Below are 20,962 nucleotides of genomic sequence, written 5' to 3'. Positions count from 1 at the left end.
ATGAAACGAACAGTCTTTTTCATTACTTTACTTAGTCTACAATTATGTCTTTCTCAAACCTTAAATCACATAGAATTTGATGATAAAGGAAACGAAATTTTACTTGGAGCAATAAACAAAAGTGGATTAACGAGCAACTCCTTTAATTCTTGGTTTTCTGAAAATCATGACCATTATTTAGTCAATAAAGCTATAATTAAAAAGCTAAAAGATTCTTTAAAAGAATATGAAATAAAAGTATTTTTAGGTACTTGGTGTGGCGATAGTAAAAAGGAAGTCCCTAGGTTTTACAGAATCATAGAAGCTACCAAATTTCCGGATAGCCAATTGCAAGTCATTGCTGTTAATAAAACCAATGAGGCTTATAAGCAAAGTCCGAATCATGAAGAAGCAGGATTAAATATTCATCGTGTACCAACATTCATCTTTTACAAAAATGGCAAAGAAGTTAATCGCATTGTAGAGCATCCAAAAGAAACCTTGGAGCGCGATATGTGGAGTATCATTACTGATAACAAATACACACCAAATTATGTGGCCGCCAATTATATGGAAAATCTGCTAAAAACAAAATCGATAGACAGTTTAAAACTTGATGAAGCAAATTTGTTACCAAAACTAGCGGAATATGTAAAAGGGAGTAGAGAACTTAATACGTATGGTTATTCATTATTACGATCAAAACAAATAGAGAAGGCATTATATATTTTCGATTTGAATACTAAAATATTCCCTTATAAACATAATGTATACGACAGTTTGGGTGAAGCTTACTTTGAAGCAGGAAATCACAACGAAGCGTTAAAAAATTATTACAAAGTTTTAAGTCTAAAACCTGATGATAAAAATGCTTTGGAGATGATTGAGAAGGTTAAAAAGGAAATTGAATAGCTAAACAATCTCCATTTTCTTCAATAAAAAAGAAGCATTCATATTCTGGCAAACCCCTTGTTTTAGCTTATAATCGAAGTAGAGTTCGTCATTGACGATTTCAGCATCGAAATAATAGTTTTTCACGTCTTCCAGCTCTTGTTCAATTTCGCATAAACTTAAATCGTGCGTTGCAATAATTCCTGTTGCGTTTGAAGCCACTAATTTTTCAACAAATTTTCTAGATCCAATCGCCTTGTCGGTACTATTTGTGCCTTTCAAAATTTCATCTAAAACAATAAAATAAGGTTCTTGCTTTATAGCATCAACGATATATTTCAGGCGTGTTAATTCTGAAAAGAAATACGAACTATCATCGGTTAAAGAATCGGTTGTTCGCATACTAGTTATCAATTTTACAGGTGAATATTTGCTAGTTTTTGCACAAACAGGCAAGCCAACATTCGCCATAACAATATGCAGTGAAACTGTTCTTAAAAAAGTACTTTTCCCTGCCATATTTGCACCAGTTACTATAAAAAACTGTTCGTTTTCTATGGTTAAATCACTATCAACTCGCTTCTCAAGATTTAATAGTGGATGCCCTAATTCTTCTGCGTTTATTACAGAACCGTGCTTAACTATTTCTGGAAAGACAAACTTTGAATGATTAAACGCATAGTTCCCTAAAGAGTTATAAGCATCGAAAAATGAAACCACTTCAAACCAGTCGGCAACCTTATCGCCATAAGTTTCAATCCATTTTTCAATACGATATGCATTTTTAACATCCGTTAGAAAATAACCATTACCAAAAATGGCTCCGATTAAATTATTTCGATTATCTAAAGCATCCAAAGATCTTGAAAGCTCCTTGAAAATCTGAGAGGCCTTTGTATTTCCGGACTGAATCTGTTGCTTTTTTGTTTGTAATAATTCTGAGGTAAACGATTCGTTTTCAATCAAATCGAGTAACTGTGCATATTGTCTAAAGGTGTCTCTAACTTTATCTGTATTTGAAGCAAGTACATTTATTTTTTTTAGATATTTCCCTGTGATTGCTAAACCTAATAATAGCCAATATCCAATTAAAGCAGGATACGTAATCATATTTAAAAGGATAAGAACAAATAAAACCACAGAAATTATGGTAAAAGCCATGGGAACCCAAGACATGATTTTAGGCATAAAAGTTTTATGATTCTGCAACCAGTTTATAATTTTGTAAGCAGGTGTTTCAACATGAACTAAGCTTGCGGTAGCTGAATAATACTGACGCCATTTTGGTTTCTCACTTAATTCTTTTATGGCTTCTTGCCGTTTTAAAATGCCAAGTATATCATTTGCTTTTAAGGCATTTACTAATTGTGTTGTACCTTCATGTATACGTGTTCTATTGATGAATTGAAAGAAAGAACCACGCCCGAACAAATCAATATCTAAACTATAATAATGCTTTGGGTCTTGAAATTCAGAGCCATCCGCCCTTTGATGAAAATTGCCTTTTGCAATTTCTAATTCCTCAGAATTAATTTCTACCAATGCCAAATTAAAATCTCGAAGTCGCTTTACATCGGTGTATTTGGAAAGCAAATAAATAAATACAACTGTACCTAAAATTGCAATAGGAATAGCTATTTGCCATTGTTCGAAAAAGAAATAAATTCCAAAGCCTGTTGCTAAAAAATCTAGTAATCGTAGAGTGCTAAGAAGCGTCATTTCTTTATAGAGCCTAACCACTTCAAGTTGATAGCGTTCTATATGGGTTTTATAATATGATTTTGGTTTACTCATGAATATATTCTAGATTGTAAAGTAACAAAAAAGCCCTGAAACGAAGTCAGGGCTTTTAAAAAGATTGGTGCTAAAAATTAAGAATTCATCTTAGGTTAACAACTTTTAAAGTATCTGTTGTTTTGGTTAAAACTGTTAAGTGTTCATTCGATTTTAATTCAATTTCCAACAAACTCTTTGTCCTATTAAATTTTTCTTCAAAAGGTAAATCTATTTGCAATTTATACTTCCCCTTAGGGTAAAACATGTTATTGTTACTTTGTAAATTTGTTACCAAATTAGTTACAGAAAAAGCATAGTATTTAGGTGAATCGTCAATTTTAAAACTTAAAAACTGTGTGCTTTTTTTTAGTTCTACCTCAATGCTAAACCGTAAAACAGGAGTTCCATGAGGAACTCCTGGTATTACTTTAACCTTTTCTGCTTTTAATACTTTTGTGTTTCCACACGAAAAGAGAAAAAGTCCTAATAACATAAGTAGAATTGATTTATGCATTTGAAAAAATTACCTCACTATAAATTTTTGTGTAGACACTTTATTGCCTTCGTTCAATTTGATAATATATACCCCTTTTGCTGGATTATTAAGATTAATTCTATTGCCTTGTTTAGTCAAGCTCCCTTTTGCAATAGCACCGCCAACAATGTTATAAATCACATAATCAACTTTGCTTGTTTGAGAACTTAACTTCACGTTAACAAAATCATTCACTACTGGATTTGGAAAGATTTTAGGCTCAACAGTAAATTTTGTTTCTTTTGTACCTAAAGTAGAATTATCAATATTGATCTCCCACATACCTCTTCCATAAGTGCCAATGTACATTTTGTTATTCATGTAGTTGATTTTCATGTCGTTAACAATGACATTAGGAAGGTTATTACCAAGTTTTGTCCAATTAGTAACTGTAGGTGATTTATAGTAAACACCTAATTCTGTTGCTACAAATAAATATTCGTCAGTCTGATTTTGTTTTAACAAAACCTTTTTCATTAAAATATTAGGCAAGGTTCCAGAAATATTAGTCCAATTAGCTCCACCATCTGTCGATTTAAATACTTTACTGCCTGATACATAACCTTTCGCTGTTGCATAAATGGTATTCCCACTGGCACTAGCAGCATCAATTGAAAAAGAATTTATTTCAACTCCTGCAGGTTGTGATATATCAGACCACGTTGCACCACCGTCAGAAGTACGTCTTAAGCCCGCTGTACCTACTACTGCAATATTCATCCCTTGATTATCAAATTTTATTGGACTTCCTGCACCTGCGTTTAAGCTTGTCCAAATAGCATTCGGATCTGTACTTGTTGTCGTACTAATGTTAGTAGATTTATATAAGTCATCAAAACCACCATAGGCTATCGTTGAATTACTAGTGTCTAAACTTAATGGCCAAACAAACTGTGCTGTTCCTGGTTTAGGAATGTTTTCACCTATATGATTACCTGTAAAACCTAATGCCTCAGTAGACCTGGTTAATGATCCCTCAGTTCCACCTACATATCTTATATTGGGAGTTGTGTAATCAATTGCTGAAGCTACACCATCTCCAGCAGCCATACTTACCCATTGCCCTGATTCTTTACTATAGGCATCATTATCTTGGTTGGCCATGATAAAATCATCATTAGTGCCTGAAGACGGATTTATTGAAATCGTATAAACCTGAGTATTAATAACACCTTCCGATTTATATACTTCAGCAGGAAATTGATCTGTAGGACTTGTATAATTAATAAACGAAAGACCTCCATCATGACAAAACCAAAATGACAACCCTGTATCTAAATATCCTGCTTGGTGATGATCTGAATGCATATATATACCTGGATCTGAAGGTGTTGATTTATATCCATTTAAAGAGGTATACCATGAAGCTCCATTATCTGACGAGTGATTGCCATTTACAGAACCACCGATAATTATACCACCTCTTTTTAACAAAACCTGATTATAACCACCTTGAGGATCGTATGGTGAAGGAATTACACCTAAATTTGAGGCAGATCCTGCGCCAGTAAGATCCAACTGCATGATTTGTCCATCTCCCTTTTGAATAAAGAAATTTCCTGATTCATCGGCTGCTATAGCATATTTTCCTCCCGAAGAAGGCGCAAAAATATCAGCCCATGTTTCGCCACTATCAGTTGAAAAAGATAAGCCTTCAAAACCATCCGAAACTACAATATTAGTTCCAAAACTTGCCATACGTCCAAAATTCCTTCCGGTTTGCCCAGGAAATTTTTCTATCCAAGTAGTACCACCATTAGTAGTTTTTGAAATACCGTTAGCAGTTGCTACGACGACTGTATTGTCATCATAAACAACCATATGCCCTAATAATTGAGCGCCACTTAAATCAAAAGATAGATTTGTCGCTACCCATGTATCACCCATGTCAGTGGATTTATAAACACCAATTGAATTTAAAACATCAGTAGCATCATAATCTCCAGTTGATGCATAAAGTACCCCTGGAGTTCCTATATCTGAAGAAGATCCTTTAATATCTGTAATTCCTATACCAGCAAACGTATCGAATTTTGGTGCCCAAGTTGCTCCGTTATCAGTCGATTTCCAGATGCCTCCTGTCGGGGCACCAACAATTAATACGTTGTTATTTGCATTACCCGCATCTACATAACGCCAAAATGTATTTAAACGTCCTAATTGCGGTGGATTAGGATAATCATTTGGAACTGGGTTGGTTTGTGGACCAATGTTTGTCCATGATTCACCTGAAAATTGTTTTGCAGCATTATTATTTTTAGAATAATTAGCATCAAGTAATCCAGCATTTTTCCAACCTTCTACTTGAGATGGAAATGCGCCATTAGCATCAACACGATCTCTCCAAAAATAAGCCCATCTTTCAAAATGCTTATATTCTTTTATTTCTTTTAAGGTTAGTTTACCTTTTTTTTTTGATTTTCTAAGATTAAAGGCGGCACGAGTTGAATTTACAATGTCGAAATAATTGCTTCCTTTTTTTGTCGCGAGCTTTTTATAATTTAAAACCTGCTCTTGTACAGCATTATTTTGCGCTCCCATCTTCAAACATAGTCCAAATGCAAACAGGAAAAATATAACTGCTTTAAATGTAATTTTTGTTTTCATTAAATTGTGATTTTAGATTTCAAACAAAAATTAAAAATAAAAGTGTACGGTCCTTAATAATACACTACTCGGTTTATACTCTTATAAGGAAATTAAGGGGTTTCAAGCAATATTCAAATTATTCTTTCTTAATTCTACATCTTTGAAAAGCGTGGTTAGATGTTCTTGAAGTGTAAGATTTCCCTTATCTAGTTCCATTTTTTTTCCTATTCTATATCGTTTTGCTTCGACGCCTCTAACAGATATTTTCAAGAAAGCAGCAATCTCTTTATTCTTGAAACCCATATACAAATAATAGCAAACGGCAATTTCAGAATCATTTAATTTAGGATATCTTTTATTCATTTGAATAAAAAAATCTGCATTAAATTCATTAATTAACTTCATATGACTTTCGCCTATCGACAAAACATCAACAGATTTTAAATGGATATTGCGATACAGCTCCATGATTTGATTGCGCTGAACTTCAACATTGTTAATTTTGGAAATCTTTTTTATATCCCACTTTAGTTCCTGTATATAATCTTCAAGGACTTCTAATTTGGAGACTATTTTTTGTTGATTCGATTGTAAATATCCTAATTCTTTCAATCTATCCTTATAGCCAGCAATCTTAAATTCAATTTTTCTTCTATTTTTATGTAGAATCACTAACAAAACAATAGATATCACAATTGAAATTGCTGCTACAATAAAATTAAGACGTTTTTTTTCGTTACTCTTTATTAATTCTTCTTCCGTTTTTACTAGACTCTCACTCATTTTAAGTCCAGACCTGATACTTGCTTTTTTAATTTCCTCTTCAAGGTTTGCCAAAGAATCGGAATATGCTAAACTAAGTTGGTCCTGGCCAGAAATATCATAGGTTTCCAAAGCCAAATTATACAGTTCTCTTCTAAATTCATGATCCATATATGGTTTTAACCTATAAACTTCATTTAGATAAAAGATGGTTGAATCAATGACTTTATTTCTTAAGAAATAATTAGCCAAACTATAGTTTTGGTAAGCTTCATAATGCGGTTCGTTAGTTACCCTATTTTTATCATTCAAATTGCTATAAAGTATACTATACACCTTTCCTTGTTTATAATTACCTAAATTTAAATGACTGGTTGCAAGCATGTGCAATGCATAGGCGTATAAATATTGTTTTTCTAGTTGCTTGTATTCGTTTAAACTCGCTTCCAGCATTGTAATACAATCCTTCCATTTATCATCTTGAAATTTCAGATAAGCAGGAATTTGCTTTGTATCCATAAGTCCGTATAAATCGTCTTGCTCAATATAAAGGGATTTAGCTTTTTCAAAATATTTATTGGCTTCTTCATAATCATCGAGTTCAGAAAGTAACAAAAAAGTTCGTGTTGCCGCGTAAGCTGCAAAAGATTTATCAAGAGTTTCTTCAGCGTAACGCAATCCCAATAACCACAAACGGTAGGCCTCTGTAAACTCATGCATTTCGTAGTGAATCCTGGCTTTGATGCCGTAGTAACTATCAACCTTTCCTGGTATATAAGAATCGTTAGGCACAGGAATTGAATCTAAAAAAGCTTCACTTCTTTGAGGGTTACTAATAACATATGTATCGGCTGAATCTAAAAAGCGCACATAGTTGCGTTCATCGTTTTGTGAATAAGTATTGATAGAGCATAATAATGCTAAACAAAAACTTATGATCTTATTTATACGTGATAAACTTATGTTTGTGTTTTCGAAATAACGATTAGCTTTTGTAATTATTAAAGGCAATTTTTTTTAAGTAATTTATATGAAATAGTAATATAAATAAAAATAAATAATTTTCGAGGGATTTTTAAAAACATTGAAAAATATTACAATTTTTAACATTAAAAAACATTTACTTTTATGATTTTAATATTTTTTAAGCATTAACTTTTCTGACCTAAAACAACAAAAAAGCCCCGAAATTTATCGAGGCTTTACTTATTTTTCTATATTATTTAATCTCTTCCTCCAAATACCTGAAGCGCCCAATACATGAGGTTAGCTAATGCACCAATAGCAGCTACTAGATATGTTCTTGCTGCCCATTTTAAAGCATCTTCAGAACCTTTATATTCATCTGGAGTTACCATATTTTTATTCTTTAACCAAGCTAATGCTCTGTTACTAGCGTCGTACTCAACAGGTAAGGTGATAAAGCTAAAAAGTGTTGCAGCTCCCATAAATACTACACCTATAACGGCTACCCACCAGCCTAAACCTAAACCAGCAGCACCACCTATGACTAAACCTCCAATGATTAACCATTGAGACATACTAGAAGTTACACTTACAACAGGAACTAAGGTAGAACGCATTTGTAACCAACTATAAGCCTGAGCGTGTTGTACAGCATGCCCACATTCGTGTGCTGCAACTGCTGCCGCCGCCGCATTACGTTGATTGTAAACCGCTTCACTTAAATTTACTGTTTTATTTTTAGGATTGTAATGGTCTGTTAATCGCCCCGGCGTTGAAATAACCTCTACATCATAAATGCCATGGTCTGACAACATTTTTTCAGCAATTTCAGCACCACTCATTCCGTTTCTAAGTTGTTCTTTAGAATACTTGTCAAACTTTCGTTTTAAAGTATTGCTTACTGCCCAACTTACTAAGGCAATTGCTCCAATTAATATATAATATCCAATCATTGTTTTTAAATTTTAAATTCTAGTATAATATATCAAAAATAACGCCAATTTTTCAATCTGAATAATTGTCAGTACCATTTTATATTGAAAAACGCCTAAAGCTTTAATTTCAAGCATTTAGGCGTTTAAATAACACTTTAAAACTAATACTATTAGCTCATTTCCATTTCAAAAGCTTCGGCGATTTCTTTGTAAACAATTTTACCATTTACAATATTCAACCCTTTTGATAATGCTTTATTCTTTTTACAAGCTTTTTCCCATCCATCATTAGCCAATTGAATAACATAAGGCAACGTTACGTTAGTCAATGCCATAGTAGACGTGTAAGGCACTGCACCAGGCATGTTTGCCACACTATAATGCACAACCTCATCAATAATATATGTCGGATCTTGGTGCGTAGTTGGTTTGGTAGTTTCAAAACATCCGCCTTGATCTACAGCTACGTCAACCATTACAGTTCCCGGACGCATATCTTTCAACATGTCTCTAGTAATTAATTTAGGTGCTTTGGCACCTTTAATCAATACACCACCAATAATTAAATCGGCATCTTTTATATGTTTTCTAATGTTGTACTCGCTAGAGAATTCGCTTATCACATTATTTGGCATAGAATCACTTACATAACGAAGTGCCTTCATGTTAATATCCATAATGATTACATAAGCACCCAAACCTGATGCCATTTTTGCAGCTTGATAACCTACAATACCAGCACCTAAAATAAGTACTTTTGCAGGTGGCACACCTGGAACACCTCCCAATAAAATACCACGCCCTTTAATTGGTTTTTCTAGGTATTTGGCACCTTGCTGAACAGACATTCTTCCTGCTACTTCAGACATTGGTATTAATAAAGGCAATGTACCATCTTTATTTTCAACTGTTTCATAAGCAATACAAATTGCTTTGCTCTCAATCATTGCATTGGTTAACACCTCGCTTGACGCAAAATGAAAATAAGTAAACACCACTTGATTTGACTTGATTAATTTATATTCAGGCTCAATAGGCTCCTTAACTTTCACAATCATTTCGGCAGTGTCATAAACCTCCTCAATGGTATCCAGAATAGTGGCACCAGCCTCAATATAATCTTCATCTAAAAATCCGCTATTAAAACCAGCGTTTTTTTGAACATAAACGGAATGATTTCTTTTTGATAACTCAAATACACCAGAGGGTGTCATACCCACTCTGTTCTCATTATTTTTAATTTCGATAGGAACTCCAATTTTCATAAATACGATGTTTTAAGGGTAAAAACCGAAGCAAAATTAAAACAATAATTTTAATATTATAATCAAAATAGACTTTTTGTTAAATTTTTTTCATCAAAAAATCGATTTGAGTAATTAAACCATAATTCATATGGAGTTAGTAGGGAAATCAGAAATTGCCAAAAACCTATTTTTTACCGTATGTTATCTTGAAGTAAATTAAAAGAAACGCAGAAACTACCGTAATACTATTGGCTAAAATCATCGATGGGCTATCCTTTAAAAACCCATAAATTAACCACGCTACAATACCGACAAAAAACATTAGCAACATGGGTAAAGACAAGCTCGACACATCTCTAGTTTTCCACGTTTTATATACTTGAGGAAGAAACGCTGCGGTAGTTAAAATGGCTGCCGTAAAACCAATAATTTCGGTAGAATTCATGTATTAATTATTGATTAGTTATTATTTGGGCGCCTGCCTAACGGCAGGTTACCACAAGGGTCGGGCTATTCGTTACAAGTCCGCGGTCGTTCCTCCCTGTAGGCTATCCAATACTATCCCTAACACAAAAAAAACGTTACCCAACAATGTTTACAATTTTTCCAGGAACCACAATGACCTTTTTAGGTGTTCGTCCTGCCAACTGCTCTTGGGTTTTTTCGTGTGCCAACACTGTTTTTTCAATATCTTCTTTACTCATATCTAACGGTAGTTCTAAAGTAAATCGCATTTTGCCGTTAAATGAAATCGGGTAATTCTTGCTGCTCTCTACTAAATGGCTAGCATCAAATTCTGGGAAAGGCACTGTTGCTATCGAACCATTATTCCCTAACTGACTCCATAGTTCCTCAGCAATATGCGGTGCATAAGGTGATATTAAAACCAACAAAGGCTCAAGTATAGTTTTCGATGTACATTTTTGAGCAGTCAATTCGTTTGCTGCAATCATGAAAGTAGAAACCGAAGTATTAAAAGAGAAATTCTCGATATCTTCCTGTACTTTCTTTATGGTTTTATGTAACGTTTTTAAATTGTCTTTGGTAGGTTCAGCATCGTTTACTTTAATTCCGTTATCATCAGCATACAATTTCCAAAGTTTTTTAAGGAAACTGTGCACACCAGTTATACCTGCAGTATTCCAAGGTTTGTATTGCTCTAGCGGGCCTAAAAACATTTCATATAAGCGTAAACTATCGGCGCCGTAATCTGATACAATGTCGTCAGGATTAACCACATTGTACTTCGATTTTGACATTTTTTCAACATCTCTACCTACTTTATAAACTCCATTTTCTAGCACAAATTTAGCATCAGCGTAATCTTCTCCAAATTCAGCATCAGCCTTTAAACCTTCTATATCCAATTCATCTGAAGCATTTACATACTTAACCTTTACGTGAATAGGCTGTACCTTTTTACCCTCAATCAATCCTAACGACAAATAAGTTTGTGTTCCTTCTTCTCTATAAATAAAAGCACTCGTACCCAGAATCATTCCTTGGTTAATCAACTTTTTAGCATATTCATCATGAGGCACTAAGCCTAAATCGAACATAAACTTTTGCCAAAAACGCGAGTATAATAAATGCCCTGTTGCATGCTCGCTTCCGCCAATGTATAAATCTACTTGCTGCCAATAATTAATAGCATCTTTCGAGAAAATTTCTTTATCGTTTTGTGGGTCCATATAACGATTAAAATATTGCGAACTACCTGCCCACCCTGGCATGGTATTCAACTCTAATGGAAATATGGCTTTACCATCAATTTTATAATTATCAACTACCGTATTAGTTTCGGTACACCAAGCCCATTTCGTGGCATTACCTAGTGGTGGCTCACCTGTTTCGGTTGGTAAATATTTTTCAACTTCTGGCAGCTCAATAGGTAAATGTTCGGTAGCTATCATTTGTGGCATGCCATCAATATAATATACTGGGAATGGTTCTCCCCAATATCGTTGACGACTAAAAACCGCATCTCGCAAGCGGTAGTTGGTTTTTCCTTCACCTTGCCCCATTTGCTCCAATTCGTAAATAGCACGTTTTGTTGCTTTTTTATAATTCATTCCGTTAAGGAAATCGCTATTCGCAATAATGGTTTTCTCTTTATCAGCAAATGCTTCTTCTGAAATGTCAACGCCTTCAAAAATATTCGGAATTGGAATATTAAAATGCTTTGCAAAATCATAATCACGTTGGTCGCCACAAGGCACACTCATTACAGCGCCTGTGCCGTAACCTGCCAACACGTAATCGCCAATCCAAACTGGTATTGGTTGTTTGGTGAACGGATGTTCTGCATAAGCGCCTGTAAAAGCTCCCGAAATGGTTTTTACATCGGCCATTCTATCGCGTTCGCTACGTTTGGCAGTGGCTAAAACATAAGCATCAACCTCAGCTTTTTGTTCTGGCGTTGTTATTTGCGCCACCAATTCATGTTCTGGTGCCAAGGTCATAAACGACACTCCAAAAATAGTATCAGGACGTGTAGTAAAAACGTCTATAACTTTATTATGACCAACAACATTAAAAGTTACTGCAGCACCAACAGATTTTCCAATCCAGTTACGCTGACTTTCCTTTAAAGAATCCGTCCAATCTATAGTATCTAAACCTTGAAGCAAACGTTCCGCGTAAGCAGAAATACGCATACTCCATTGGGTCATTTTTTTTCTAATTACTGGATGTCCGCCACGTTCAGAAACACCGTTTACAATTTCATCATTCGCTAATACCGTTCCTAATGCAGGACACCAATTCACTTCGGTTTCTGCTAAATACGTCAATCTGTACTGTAATAATATTTCCTGTTGCTTTTTGGAATCAAAACGAATCCAATCTTCGGCTGTAAATGGCTCGATAGCATCATCGCAAACAGCATTTACATTTAAATTTCCTTCAGAAGTAAATATTTTTTCTAATTCTGTAATGGCTTCAGCTTTATCTGAATCGTTATTGTACCAAGAATTAAACAGTTGAATAAAAATCCACTGGGTCCATTTGTAATAACTCGGGTCTGACGTTCGAACTTCTCGAGACCAATCAAAAGAAAATCCGATTTGATCTAATTGACGGCGGTAGGTTTTTATATTTTCGGCAGTTGTAATTGCAGGATGCTGTCCAGTTTGAATAGCATACTGTTCCGCAGGCAAACCAAAACTATCATATCCTTGAGGATGCAAGACATTAAAACCTTGATGACGCTTATAACGCGCATAAATATCTGAAGCAATATAACCTAACGGATGCCCAACATGAAGTCCTGCACCACTAGGGTAAGGAAACATATCCAAAACGTAAAATTTTGGTTTATCGCTATTGTTCTCAGCTTTAAAAGTTTCGTTTTTGGCCCAATAGTCTTGCCATTTTTTCTCGATTTTATTGAAATCGTACCTCATGTTCCTATATTTCTACTTTTTTAAAGCGCAAATTTACGCTTTCTACAGAAAACATAAAGCGTTTCTTAACTATTTAATGAATTTGGAACCTCGGTAATGATTTATTAGGTTTCGCTTTAAAAAGCAATTCGTAATTTCGCCACTTTTAAGGCAATTTAATTTGATAAAAGATACAACTAAAGCGCATTTAGCATTACTAGCTGCCAATGTTATATATGGCGCCAATTACATTATCGCGAAGGGCATCATGCCTGATAAAATAAATCCTAGCGCTTTTGTTTTTATTCGGCTGTCTTGCTGTATGATACTTTTTTGGAGTATTAAATTTCTATTTATTAATGAAAAAGTTGAAAGGAAAGATATTTTAATGCTTGCACTTTGTGGTTTATTTGGAGGTGCTGCCAACCAATTACTTTTTTTTCATGGCATTAATTTAACTTCGCCAATTGATGCCTCCATAATTCAAACGGCCACACCAGTTCTAGTACTCATTTTTAGTTTTATTATTTTAAAAGAAAGAATTACTAAAAATAAGGTTGTCGGTATAATAATGGCAGGTATAGGAGCCATAGTGTTAATCGTATATGGAAATAAATCTGTTGGAACAAGTTCATTTTTAGGCAACTTGTTTGTTTTATTGAATGCCTGTAGTTATGGTTTATATCTTGTATTAGTAAGAACTTTAATGAAAAAATACCATGCAATTACTGTAGCTAGTTGGGTGTTTTTATTTGGTTTTATTTATGTTTTTCCTTTTGGGATTTCAGATTTTTTAAATACCAATTTTGAATCTTTTACTACGAATACCTATTTAACTATTGGCTACGTTGTTTTATTCACAACCTTTTTAGCATACTTATTTAACATTTTCGCTCTGAAACATTTGGCACCATCTGTTACTAGTAGCTATGTTTACCTTCAACCAGTTGTAAGTTTTATTTTGGTAAGTATTATGGCCTTTGTTTATACTCAAGGGCAATATTCAAAAGACATCAATATCATAAAAATTCTATGTTGTATTCTGGTAGCATTAGGTGTATATGTAATTAGTAAACCTCAAAAAAAACAATACTTAAACGCTCCTAAATAACAACAATGTTGATATATTTTAGTTTATATAAATTATGAATGCTTATACTTTATTATTTTTACATCGTTAATCCAATATCTTTATGAGTTCATCCTTCGAAAAGCACCAAAAACGCAGACTTATTTCTTCGTATTTCTCGGTTGTGTTAAGTATTGCTTTAGTTTTGTTTTTATTAGGATTGCTTGGTATGCTTATTTTAAATGCAAAAAAAGTATCCGATCATTTTAAAGAACAAGTAGTGGTTACCATTTATTTAAAAGATAATGCCAAAGAAGTAGAAACCAAACAACTTGAAAAAAGTTTGGCTATGGCAGATTATGTAAAATCTACAGAATACGTTTCTAAAGAGCAGGCTGCCGAATTTATGAAAGCTGAAAATGGTGAAGATTTTATGGATTTTGTGGGTTACAATCCGTTACAAAACTCCATCGATGTGCATTTAAAAGCCGATTTTGTAACTTCTGAACATCTTGAAAAGATTTCTACTGAAGCCTTAAATAAAAACTTTGTGGACGAGGTTACTTACGATAACGACCTCGTTAATTTAATGAACGACAACGTTAAAAAAATTAGTTTTTGGGTACTCATCATTAGCGGAATATTTACCTTAATAGCCGTTTTACTCATTAACAGTTCGATAAGATTAGCTGTTTATTCCAAACGATTTACCATAAAAACCATGCAAATGGTAGGTGCCACCAAACAATTTATTCGCAGACCCTTTGTTTGGAAAAGTGTGCGTTTAGGAATGATTGGGGCCTTTTTAGCCTTAATTGGTATGGCGCTTGTTTTGTACTATTTAAATAAAACCTTTGCAGAACTGGAATTGTTAAGCAACCCTATACTAATGGCACTTTTATTCGTTTTAATATTTGCTCTAGGTATCATTATTACTTGGATAAGCACCCATTTTGCAACACAACGTTTTTTAAATTTAAAAACTGATGAGCTCTACTATTAGTTATTGAAAACTTAAATTACAATACTATTAACATGAGGTTTTCAAATAAATCATTTAATTTGCATAAAAATTCGACAGAATTTAGCCATGGGAGAAAAGAAACGTAAAGAAGCAGCAAAACCAATATTTGTATTCGGAAAGAAAAACTATAAATTTATGTTTATTGGTTTAGCTTGTATTGCACTTGGTTTTATTTTAATGTCTGGCGGTGGTAGTGACGACCCTAACGTTTTTAATCCTGAAATCTTTAGCTGGAGACGTATTAGATTAGCTCCAACATTGGTGCTTATAGGGTTTGGTATACAGATTTATGCGATTCTATTAAATCCAGATAAGGAGAAATCTTAGTCCTTATCAAAAGTGTTCTACAAATAAACTTCTAGCAAAGTAGCACCTTTGGTTTTGATATGAATATCATTTATACAAGCCGGAATTAACATGGTTTCTCCGAGATTTAGTTGGTATTTAGCACCATTAGATTCTAAAACCGCATCTCCTTCAACACACATATAAATTACAAATGAATCTAGATTAGAATAATCTTTTGTAATCTCTTCAGTTAACTTAAGAATGTTTGTTTTAAAATAAGGCGAATGCACCAAAGTATTCGATTCATTTTCTTTAGCACTGTAGTTCGTTTTGTAGTTTTTGTGATGCTCAAAATCAATGGCATCAATAGCCAAATCGTTATGTAATTCGCGTTTTTCACCGGTTTTGGCATCTACCCTGTCGTAATCGTAAATACGATATGTAATGTTTGAAGTTTGTTGGATTTCAGCTAATAAAACCCCTGCGCCAATAGCGTGAACTCTACCTGTTGGGATGTAATAAGTATCACCTTTTTTAACTTTTTCGGCATTTAAGATTTCTAATACGGTCCCGTTTCCCAATTTTTCCAAATAGGTGTCTTTATTCACTTTTTGGTTAAATCCAACAATAAGTTCGGCATTTTCATCGGCCTCCATGATATACCACATTTCATTTTTACCAAACGAATTGTGACGCACTTTAGCGAGTTCGTTACTTGGATGCACTTGAATAGACAGCGGGGTTTTAGCATCAATAAACTTAATGAGTAAGGGAAATTCTTCACCAAAATTCTGGTAAACACTTTTTCCTAAAAAGTCAGAAGTAAATTTTGTAATTAAATTATTAATCGTTTCACCTTTTAATTCACCTTCGGCCACAACTGTATTAAATTCTTCTACATCTGAAATTTCCCAAGACTCTCCAATGGATTCCTCTTGATAGTTTTTATTTAAAACGGTTTTTAATTTGTCGCCACCCCAAATGCGATAACAAAATATAGGTGAGAATTTAAGTGGATATAATTTCATAAGCTATTAAATACTAAACAAAAATAACTTAAAGTTACTCTTATACAAATTCCTTTGCCGTCTTGTTTGTACTCTAAACACTTTATCTAAAATATAATTCCACCAAAACTCTAGAATAAAAGATTAATTAAAAACAAGACATTCAACCTTTAAGGCTTAAATTAATTGAGTTAAAAGCCATTTGCTATCTCAATTTTAATATTTTTGCGCCATGGAAATTATAGATGCAATTATTTTAGGTATTGTTCAAGGGCTTACTGAATTTTTACCTGTTTCTTCAAGTGGTCATTTGGAATTAGGAAAAGCCATTCTAGGTGATAATTCGGTGCCAGAAGAAAGTTTATTATTTACAGTGGTTCTGCACTTTGCAACTGCATTGAGTACCATGGTAGTTTTTAGAAAAGATATTTTAGACCTGATAAAAGGTGCTCTGAAATTTAGATGGAATGACGACTTACAATTCATTTCTAAAATTGCAATTTCTATGATACCGGCAGTTATCGTTGGTTTATTTTTTGAAGAGCAATTAGAAGCGCTTTTTAGTGGTAATATCTTATTAGTTGGTTGTATGCTTATTGTTACAGCGATTCTTCTTTATTTGGCGGATAAAGCAAAAGATACCAATAAAAAGGTGTCATTTTCGAATGCTTTTGTAATTGGTATATCGCAAGCTATAGCTATGCTCCCTGGAATTTCACGTTCTGGAGCTACCATTTCAACTTCGGTGCTTTTAGGTAATGATAAAACCAAAGCAGCCCGATTTTCATTTTTAATGGTAGTACCATTAATTTTTGGGAAAATTGCTAAAGATGTTTTAAGTGGCGATTTAACTTATGATTCTGGAAACTTTACGACCTTATCTATAGGATTTGTCGCTGCCTTTGTTGCAGGATTGTTTGCATGTACGTGGATGATTGCTTTAGTAAAACAAAGCAAACTCTCATACTTTGCAATTTACTGTGCCCTAGTTGGTATTGTTGCTATTGTAATTTCAATGCTTTACTAAAGTATGAAATCTGTTGAAGATTATCTTTCCGGACAAGTTTTACTGATTGACAAACCTTTGGATTGGACCTCCTTTCAAGTGGTTAATAAGCTGCGATGGGAAATTAAACAAGCCTTTAAACTTAAAAAAATAAAGGTCGGACACGCAGGAACGTTAGACCCTTTAGCCACAGGTTTACTTATTATTTGTACAGGTAAAATGACGAAGCAAATAGATACTTTCCAAGCCCAAGAAAAAGAATATACTGGCACTATTACTTTAGGAAGCACAACACCTTCTTTCGATTTAGAAACAGAAATAAACGAAACCTTCCCGATAGAACATATTTCTGAAGCTTTAATTCAAGAAACCACCAAACAATTTATTGGCGACATACAGCAATTTCCTCCTGTTTTTTCAGCATTAAAAAAGGATGGCAAACGCTTATATGAATTTGCTAGAGCTGGCGAAAACGTCGATATTAAAGCAAGAAGCGTTTCAATTTCTGAATTTGAAATTATTGATATCGACATGTCTAATTCACAAAGTACAGGTGCTATAAAAGTAGACTTCAGAGTAGTGTGTAGTAAAGGCACTTACATAAGGTCGTTAGCTAACGATTTTGGAAAATCTCTAAGCTCTGGAGCTCACCTTTCAGCATTAAGACGAACCAAAATTGGTGCTTTTGATGTGGCCGATGCTATATCCATAGACACCTTCATTTCATCGCTAAAAGACTAAATTTTTAATTTTTACGTATATTACCATATAAAACACGTTACATTATATCGATTTGCACCTAACAGATCAACATAAAGCCCTACTTATCACGCTTCTAATTTCTGGAACTGTGGTACTCTCTGTATTTAATTTGAGCCTTAAGCAACACGACGACATTGCTTCTGAAAGTTATTATGAAATAGAGCCTGAAAAGGAACTTACGGAAGAAGAACTTAAAGTGCTTGAAGCCTTGGAAAAACTTAATAATTCCAAAGCTGAAACCAATCAAGCCTTTAACGAATCTCAAAAAACGAAACATTTTGCGCAAGCTTTTAAAACTATAGCGCCTCCTAAGGATTATGTTCCTAATACTCCTAACACCGAGAATAATCATCAAGAAGCCAGAGATGCTTACGATATTCCTGAAGATTCTAAATTAAACACAGAGGAATTAGCAAAGTTTAGTAAAGTTAATGATGTGCTTAAAAAACAACAGGCAGACGCTACTAATTCTAAAAGTTCGATACGATTTTCATTAGTTAATCGAAAAAAAGTGTTTATACCTATTCCAGTTTACTTATGCGAAGTTGACGGCAAAATTGTTGTAAACATTACAGTAAACTCAAGCGGAAATGTAATTGATGCTTACGTAAACACATCCTCAACATCGAGTAACGAATGCTTAATAGAAAGCGCATTGGATTACGCTAAACGATCTCAGTTTAGTGAAGATGCCTCAAAAGAAACTCAATTGGGTTCTATTACCTTTTATTTTATTGGCAAATAGGTGCTAATCGACAAAGTATTTCAACAATATCTTTAATCACATTTTGCCCTTTATCATTATTATACCAATGTTGTAGGTCTTCTTTGAATTCTGGAGTTAGACTACCGTGTTTAGCTTTAAATCTACTAACATAATTAGCAGCTTCACTTGGTCTTGGTCCATATGTATTTATTACTTCGCCTGTTTCATCATCAATCATAATAACTTTAGGAATGGCGCTGGCGCCATTAGTTAAATAAATATCCATAAGCTCCAGATTTTCATCTCGAAGAACCACCTTCATATTTATGTAATCAGATAACTCAGCTATCTTATTTAGAGCTGGAAGTACATGTGCTGCATCACCACACCAACTTTCAGCAATAACCAACCAAGTTATCTTTTGATTGAATTCTGATACGATTTGTTTCACCTCTTCCGAAACCTTAATGGTTTTATCCCAACGCTTCATACGTTTATCATTAAGCTTCGTATAATTCACCATAGCTTCAGATTTGTCGTTTCCAGTAGTAGCATGGTCTTCTACCAATTGCTTTACTAAAGCTCTATAGTTTTCGTAAGTCAAGCTATTTTTTATACCTTTTTCTATTATTGGATGCATAACATTTATATTTTAATGGATATTGACACACAAAATTAATGTGTCAGGATTCTAATTAAGATGATTTTTGTCATACTTTTACTATTATCCTTACAAAGAATTATTTTACGCTTAAATTTTTAGAATGATGAATAAACATAGATGCGGATGGTGCGAAGGTGATGCTTTATATGAAGCGTATCACGACGGCGAATGGGGCGTTCCTGTTTACGATGATGACACCTTATTTGAATTTTTAATATTAGAAACTTTTCAAGCGGGTTTGAGCTGGATTACCATTCTAAGGAAACGTGAAAATTTTAAAAAAGCATTTGATAATTTCGATTATAAAAAAATCGCAGGATATCAACAAAGTAAAAAAGACCAATTAATGGAGGATGCTGGAATTATTAGAAATAAACTTAAAATTAATGCAACTGTATCTAACGCTCAGGCTTTTATGAAAATACAAGATGAGTTTGGAAGTTTCAGCAAATACATATGGGGTTTTGTAGACGGAAAACCGATTAAAAATAAATTAAAAAACTACAAAGAAGCTCCAGCGAACACCCCTTTAAGCGACACCATAAGTAAAGATTTAAAAAAGCGAGGATTTAAATTTGTAGGTTCTACTGTTATTTATGCGCATATGCAGGCTACCGGAATGGTAAACGATCATGAAATTAGCTGCTTTAGGTATAACGAAGTTTAATTTTTTAATGCTCTAATAAATTCTTCTCTTGATATTTCCTCGGCCCCTAAACTTTCAAGATGCTTGGTATAAACCTGACAATCTATTAATTTATAGTTCGTGTTTTCAATAAAGGTTATTAAGCCAACTTTACTAGCATTACTTTCTTCAGTAAACATACTTTCACCACAAAAAATATGATTTCCTAAATCAACGCCATATAACCCTGCCACAAGCTTATTCCCTTTCCAAACTTCAACAGATTTTGCATATCCTAATTCATGAAGTTTTAAATAAGCTTCAATCATCTCTGGTGTTATCCACGAACCAATTTGCCCTTCGCGCTTAGCTCGTGAACATGCATTAATTACAGTCTCGAAATCTTTATTTATGGTAACTTCAAACTCCTGTTTTTTTAAAATTTGTTTCATGCTTTTTGAAACTTTTAATTTCTCTGGAAACAATACAAATCTAGGATCTGGTGACCACCACAATATGGGCTCTTCTTTATCATACCAAGGAAAAATACCAGATTTATAAGCAAGCAATAAACGCTCTACCGATAAATCGCCACCAAATGCCAGTAAACCATCTTCTGTTGCTGTATTGACATTTGGAAACCATATGTCTGAAGTTAATTTGTGCATACTTTAAAATTAAAAAACCTCAATGTATTTTTAACATCGAGGTTTTTTTATCGTTAGATTTCTGCTTTTACAGAATTTAA

At 33.7% G+C, this 20,962-nt stretch carries 19 protein-coding genes; 8 read left to right on the top strand and 11 right to left on the bottom strand.

Going from position 1 to position 20,962, the window contains the following annotated elements:
• Positions 1 to 891: a thioredoxin domain-containing protein gene (locus O5O44_RS03005; protein WP_289195674.1), complete on the top strand. Its 891-nt coding sequence runs from the start codon at positions 1 to 3 to the stop codon at positions 889 to 891.
• On the opposite strand, the gene O5O44_RS03000 is transcribed toward O5O44_RS03005, so the two are convergent.
• The 8 genes from O5O44_RS03000 to leuS all read right to left on the bottom strand — a co-directional run bounded on the left by O5O44_RS03000 (position 892) and on the right by leuS (position 13,084).
• Positions 892 to 2,664, bottom strand: coding sequence for a MutS-related protein (locus O5O44_RS03000; protein WP_289195673.1), 1,773 nt, complete (start codon positions 2,662 to 2,664; stop codon positions 892 to 894).
• Positions 2,665 to 2,749: 85 nt separating this feature from the next.
• Positions 2,750 to 3,160, bottom strand: coding sequence for a hypothetical protein (locus O5O44_RS02995; protein WP_289195672.1), 411 nt, complete (start codon positions 3,158 to 3,160; stop codon positions 2,750 to 2,752).
• A 9-nt stretch (positions 3,161 to 3,169) separates the two neighbouring features.
• On the bottom strand, positions 3,170 to 5,788 hold the full coding sequence (locus O5O44_RS02990; RefSeq protein ID WP_289195671.1) for a T9SS type A sorting domain-containing protein: 2,619 nt from the start codon (positions 5,786 to 5,788) through the stop codon (positions 3,170 to 3,172).
• A gap of 102 nt (positions 5,789 to 5,890) precedes the next feature.
• Positions 5,891 to 7,543 (bottom strand): transcriptional regulator, encoded by a 1,653-nt coding sequence (locus O5O44_RS02985; protein ID WP_289195670.1) that lies wholly within the window; start codon positions 7,541 to 7,543, stop codon positions 5,891 to 5,893.
• 212 nt (positions 7,544 to 7,755) lie between these two features.
• Positions 7,756 to 8,451, bottom strand: coding sequence for a zinc metallopeptidase (locus O5O44_RS02980; RefSeq protein WP_289195669.1), 696 nt, complete (start codon positions 8,449 to 8,451; stop codon positions 7,756 to 7,758).
• Between the two features lie 152 nt (positions 8,452 to 8,603).
• Positions 8,604 to 9,698 (bottom strand): alanine dehydrogenase, encoded by a 1,095-nt coding sequence (ald, locus tag O5O44_RS02975; protein ID WP_019386045.1) that lies wholly within the window; start codon positions 9,696 to 9,698, stop codon positions 8,604 to 8,606.
• Between the two features lie 166 nt (positions 9,699 to 9,864).
• The gene (locus O5O44_RS02970; protein WP_289195668.1) at positions 9,865 to 10,125 is read right to left on the bottom strand and encodes a SemiSWEET family sugar transporter; all 261 of its coding nucleotides are present in this window, start codon (positions 10,123 to 10,125) and stop codon (positions 9,865 to 9,867) included.
• 136 nt (positions 10,126 to 10,261) lie between these two features.
• Positions 10,262 to 13,084 (bottom strand): leucine--tRNA ligase, encoded by a 2,823-nt coding sequence (leuS, locus tag O5O44_RS02965; RefSeq protein WP_289195667.1) that lies wholly within the window; start codon positions 13,082 to 13,084, stop codon positions 10,262 to 10,264.
• 160 nt (positions 13,085 to 13,244) lie between these two features.
• On the opposite strand from leuS, the gene O5O44_RS02960 reads away from it, so the two are divergent.
• The 3 genes from O5O44_RS02960 (at position 13,245) to O5O44_RS02950 (ending at position 15,483) form a co-directional block, all read left to right on the top strand.
• Positions 13,245 to 14,174: a DMT family transporter gene (locus tag O5O44_RS02960; protein WP_019386042.1), complete on the top strand. Its 930-nt coding sequence runs from the start codon at positions 13,245 to 13,247 to the stop codon at positions 14,172 to 14,174.
• An 82-nt stretch (positions 14,175 to 14,256) separates the two neighbouring features.
• The gene (locus O5O44_RS02955; RefSeq protein WP_019386041.1) at positions 14,257 to 15,135 is read left to right on the top strand and encodes a cell division protein FtsX; all 879 of its coding nucleotides are present in this window, start codon (positions 14,257 to 14,259) and stop codon (positions 15,133 to 15,135) included.
• Between the two features lie 87 nt (positions 15,136 to 15,222).
• A complete protein-coding gene (locus O5O44_RS02950; protein ID WP_019386040.1) occupies positions 15,223 to 15,483 on the top strand; it encodes a DUF3098 domain-containing protein in 261 nt (86 codons plus the stop codon).
• A gap of 17 nt (positions 15,484 to 15,500) precedes the next feature.
• Here the strand turns inward: O5O44_RS02950 and O5O44_RS02945 are convergent, their stop codons facing one another.
• On the bottom strand, positions 15,501 to 16,472 hold the full coding sequence (locus O5O44_RS02945) for a type I phosphomannose isomerase catalytic subunit (RefSeq protein ID WP_289195666.1): 972 nt from the start codon (positions 16,470 to 16,472) through the stop codon (positions 15,501 to 15,503).
• Positions 16,473 to 16,683: 211 nt separating this feature from the next.
• Here O5O44_RS02945 and O5O44_RS02940 point away from each other — a divergent pair, with 211 nt between their 5' ends.
• From O5O44_RS02940 to O5O44_RS02930, 3 genes are read left to right on the top strand one after another with little or no spacing between them, the layout of a single operon-like run.
• Positions 16,684 to 17,478, top strand: coding sequence for an undecaprenyl-diphosphate phosphatase (locus tag O5O44_RS02940; protein WP_289195665.1), 795 nt, complete (start codon positions 16,684 to 16,686; stop codon positions 17,476 to 17,478).
• Between the two features lie 3 nt (positions 17,479 to 17,481).
• The gene (truB, locus tag O5O44_RS02935; RefSeq protein WP_289195664.1) at positions 17,482 to 18,198 is read left to right on the top strand and encodes a tRNA pseudouridine(55) synthase TruB; all 717 of its coding nucleotides are present in this window, start codon (positions 17,482 to 17,484) and stop codon (positions 18,196 to 18,198) included.
• Between the two features lie 52 nt (positions 18,199 to 18,250).
• Entirely contained in the window at positions 18,251 to 18,964 is a 714-nt protein-coding gene (locus O5O44_RS02930; RefSeq protein ID WP_289195663.1) for an energy transducer TonB, read from the top strand.
• Here O5O44_RS02930 and O5O44_RS02925 read toward each other — a convergent pair.
• Complete coding sequence (locus tag O5O44_RS02925) at positions 18,951 to 19,565, bottom strand: thioredoxin family protein (RefSeq protein ID WP_289195662.1); 615 nt, start codon at positions 19,563 to 19,565, stop codon at positions 18,951 to 18,953. The two genes, O5O44_RS02930 and O5O44_RS02925, sit on opposite strands and share 14 nt — an antisense overlap.
• 127 nt (positions 19,566 to 19,692) lie before the next feature.
• On the opposite strand from O5O44_RS02925, the gene O5O44_RS02920 reads away from it, so the two are divergent.
• A complete protein-coding gene (locus O5O44_RS02920; RefSeq protein ID WP_289196463.1) occupies positions 19,693 to 20,256 on the top strand; it encodes a DNA-3-methyladenine glycosylase I in 564 nt (187 codons plus the stop codon).
• Here the strand turns inward: O5O44_RS02920 and aat are convergent.
• Complete coding sequence (gene aat / locus O5O44_RS02915; protein WP_289195661.1) at positions 20,253 to 20,882, bottom strand: leucyl/phenylalanyl-tRNA--protein transferase; 630 nt, start codon at positions 20,880 to 20,882, stop codon at positions 20,253 to 20,255. The two genes, O5O44_RS02920 and aat, sit on opposite strands and share 4 nt — an antisense overlap.
• Between the last annotated feature and the right edge of the window lie 80 nt (positions 20,883 to 20,962).

The organism is Algibacter luteus (assembly GCF_030344935.1).
GTDB classification, from domain to species: Bacteria; Bacteroidota; Bacteroidia; order Flavobacteriales; family Flavobacteriaceae; genus Arenitalea; species Arenitalea lutea.
Note: the sequence above shows the minus strand (reverse complement) of the source record. Positions and strands in the feature narration are given on the sequence as shown.

Excerpts from the sequence above, each read along its gene's own strand:
- O5O44_RS03005 (WP_289195674.1), top strand. The coding sequence starts at position 1 with ATGAAACGAACAGTCTTTTTCATTACTTTACTTAGTCTACAATTATGT.
- O5O44_RS03000 (WP_289195673.1), bottom strand. The coding sequence starts at position 2,664 with ATGAGTAAACCAAAATCATATTATAAAACCCATATAGAACGCTATCAA.
- O5O44_RS02995 (WP_289195672.1), bottom strand. The coding sequence starts at position 3,160 with ATGCATAAATCAATTCTACTTATGTTATTAGGACTTTTTCTCTTTTCG.
- O5O44_RS02990 (WP_289195671.1), bottom strand. The coding sequence starts at position 5,788 with ATGAAAACAAAAATTACATTTAAAGCAGTTATATTTTTCCTGTTTGCA.
- O5O44_RS02980 (WP_289195669.1), bottom strand. The coding sequence starts at position 8,451 with ATGATTGGATATTATATATTAATTGGAGCAATTGCCTTAGTAAGTTGG.
- ald (WP_019386045.1), bottom strand. The coding sequence starts at position 9,698 with ATGAAAATTGGAGTTCCTATCGAAATTAAAAATAATGAGAACAGAGTG.
- O5O44_RS02970 (WP_289195668.1), bottom strand. The coding sequence starts at position 10,125 with ATGAATTCTACCGAAATTATTGGTTTTACGGCAGCCATTTTAACTACC.
- leuS (WP_289195667.1), bottom strand. The coding sequence starts at position 13,084 with ATGAGGTACGATTTCAATAAAATCGAGAAAAAATGGCAAGACTATTGG.
- O5O44_RS02955 (WP_019386041.1), top strand. The coding sequence starts at position 14,257 with ATGAGTTCATCCTTCGAAAAGCACCAAAAACGCAGACTTATTTCTTCG.
- O5O44_RS02950 (WP_019386040.1), top strand. The coding sequence starts at position 15,223 with ATGGGAGAAAAGAAACGTAAAGAAGCAGCAAAACCAATATTTGTATTC.
- O5O44_RS02945 (WP_289195666.1), bottom strand. The coding sequence starts at position 16,472 with ATGAAATTATATCCACTTAAATTCTCACCTATATTTTGTTATCGCATT.
- O5O44_RS02940 (WP_289195665.1), top strand. The coding sequence starts at position 16,684 with ATGGAAATTATAGATGCAATTATTTTAGGTATTGTTCAAGGGCTTACT.
- truB (WP_289195664.1), top strand. The coding sequence starts at position 17,482 with ATGAAATCTGTTGAAGATTATCTTTCCGGACAAGTTTTACTGATTGAC.
- O5O44_RS02925 (WP_289195662.1), bottom strand. The coding sequence starts at position 19,565 with ATGCATCCAATAATAGAAAAAGGTATAAAAAATAGCTTGACTTACGAA.
- O5O44_RS02920 (WP_289196463.1), top strand. The coding sequence starts at position 19,693 with ATGAATAAACATAGATGCGGATGGTGCGAAGGTGATGCTTTATATGAA.
- aat (WP_289195661.1), bottom strand. The coding sequence starts at position 20,882 with ATGCACAAATTAACTTCAGACATATGGTTTCCAAATGTCAATACAGCA.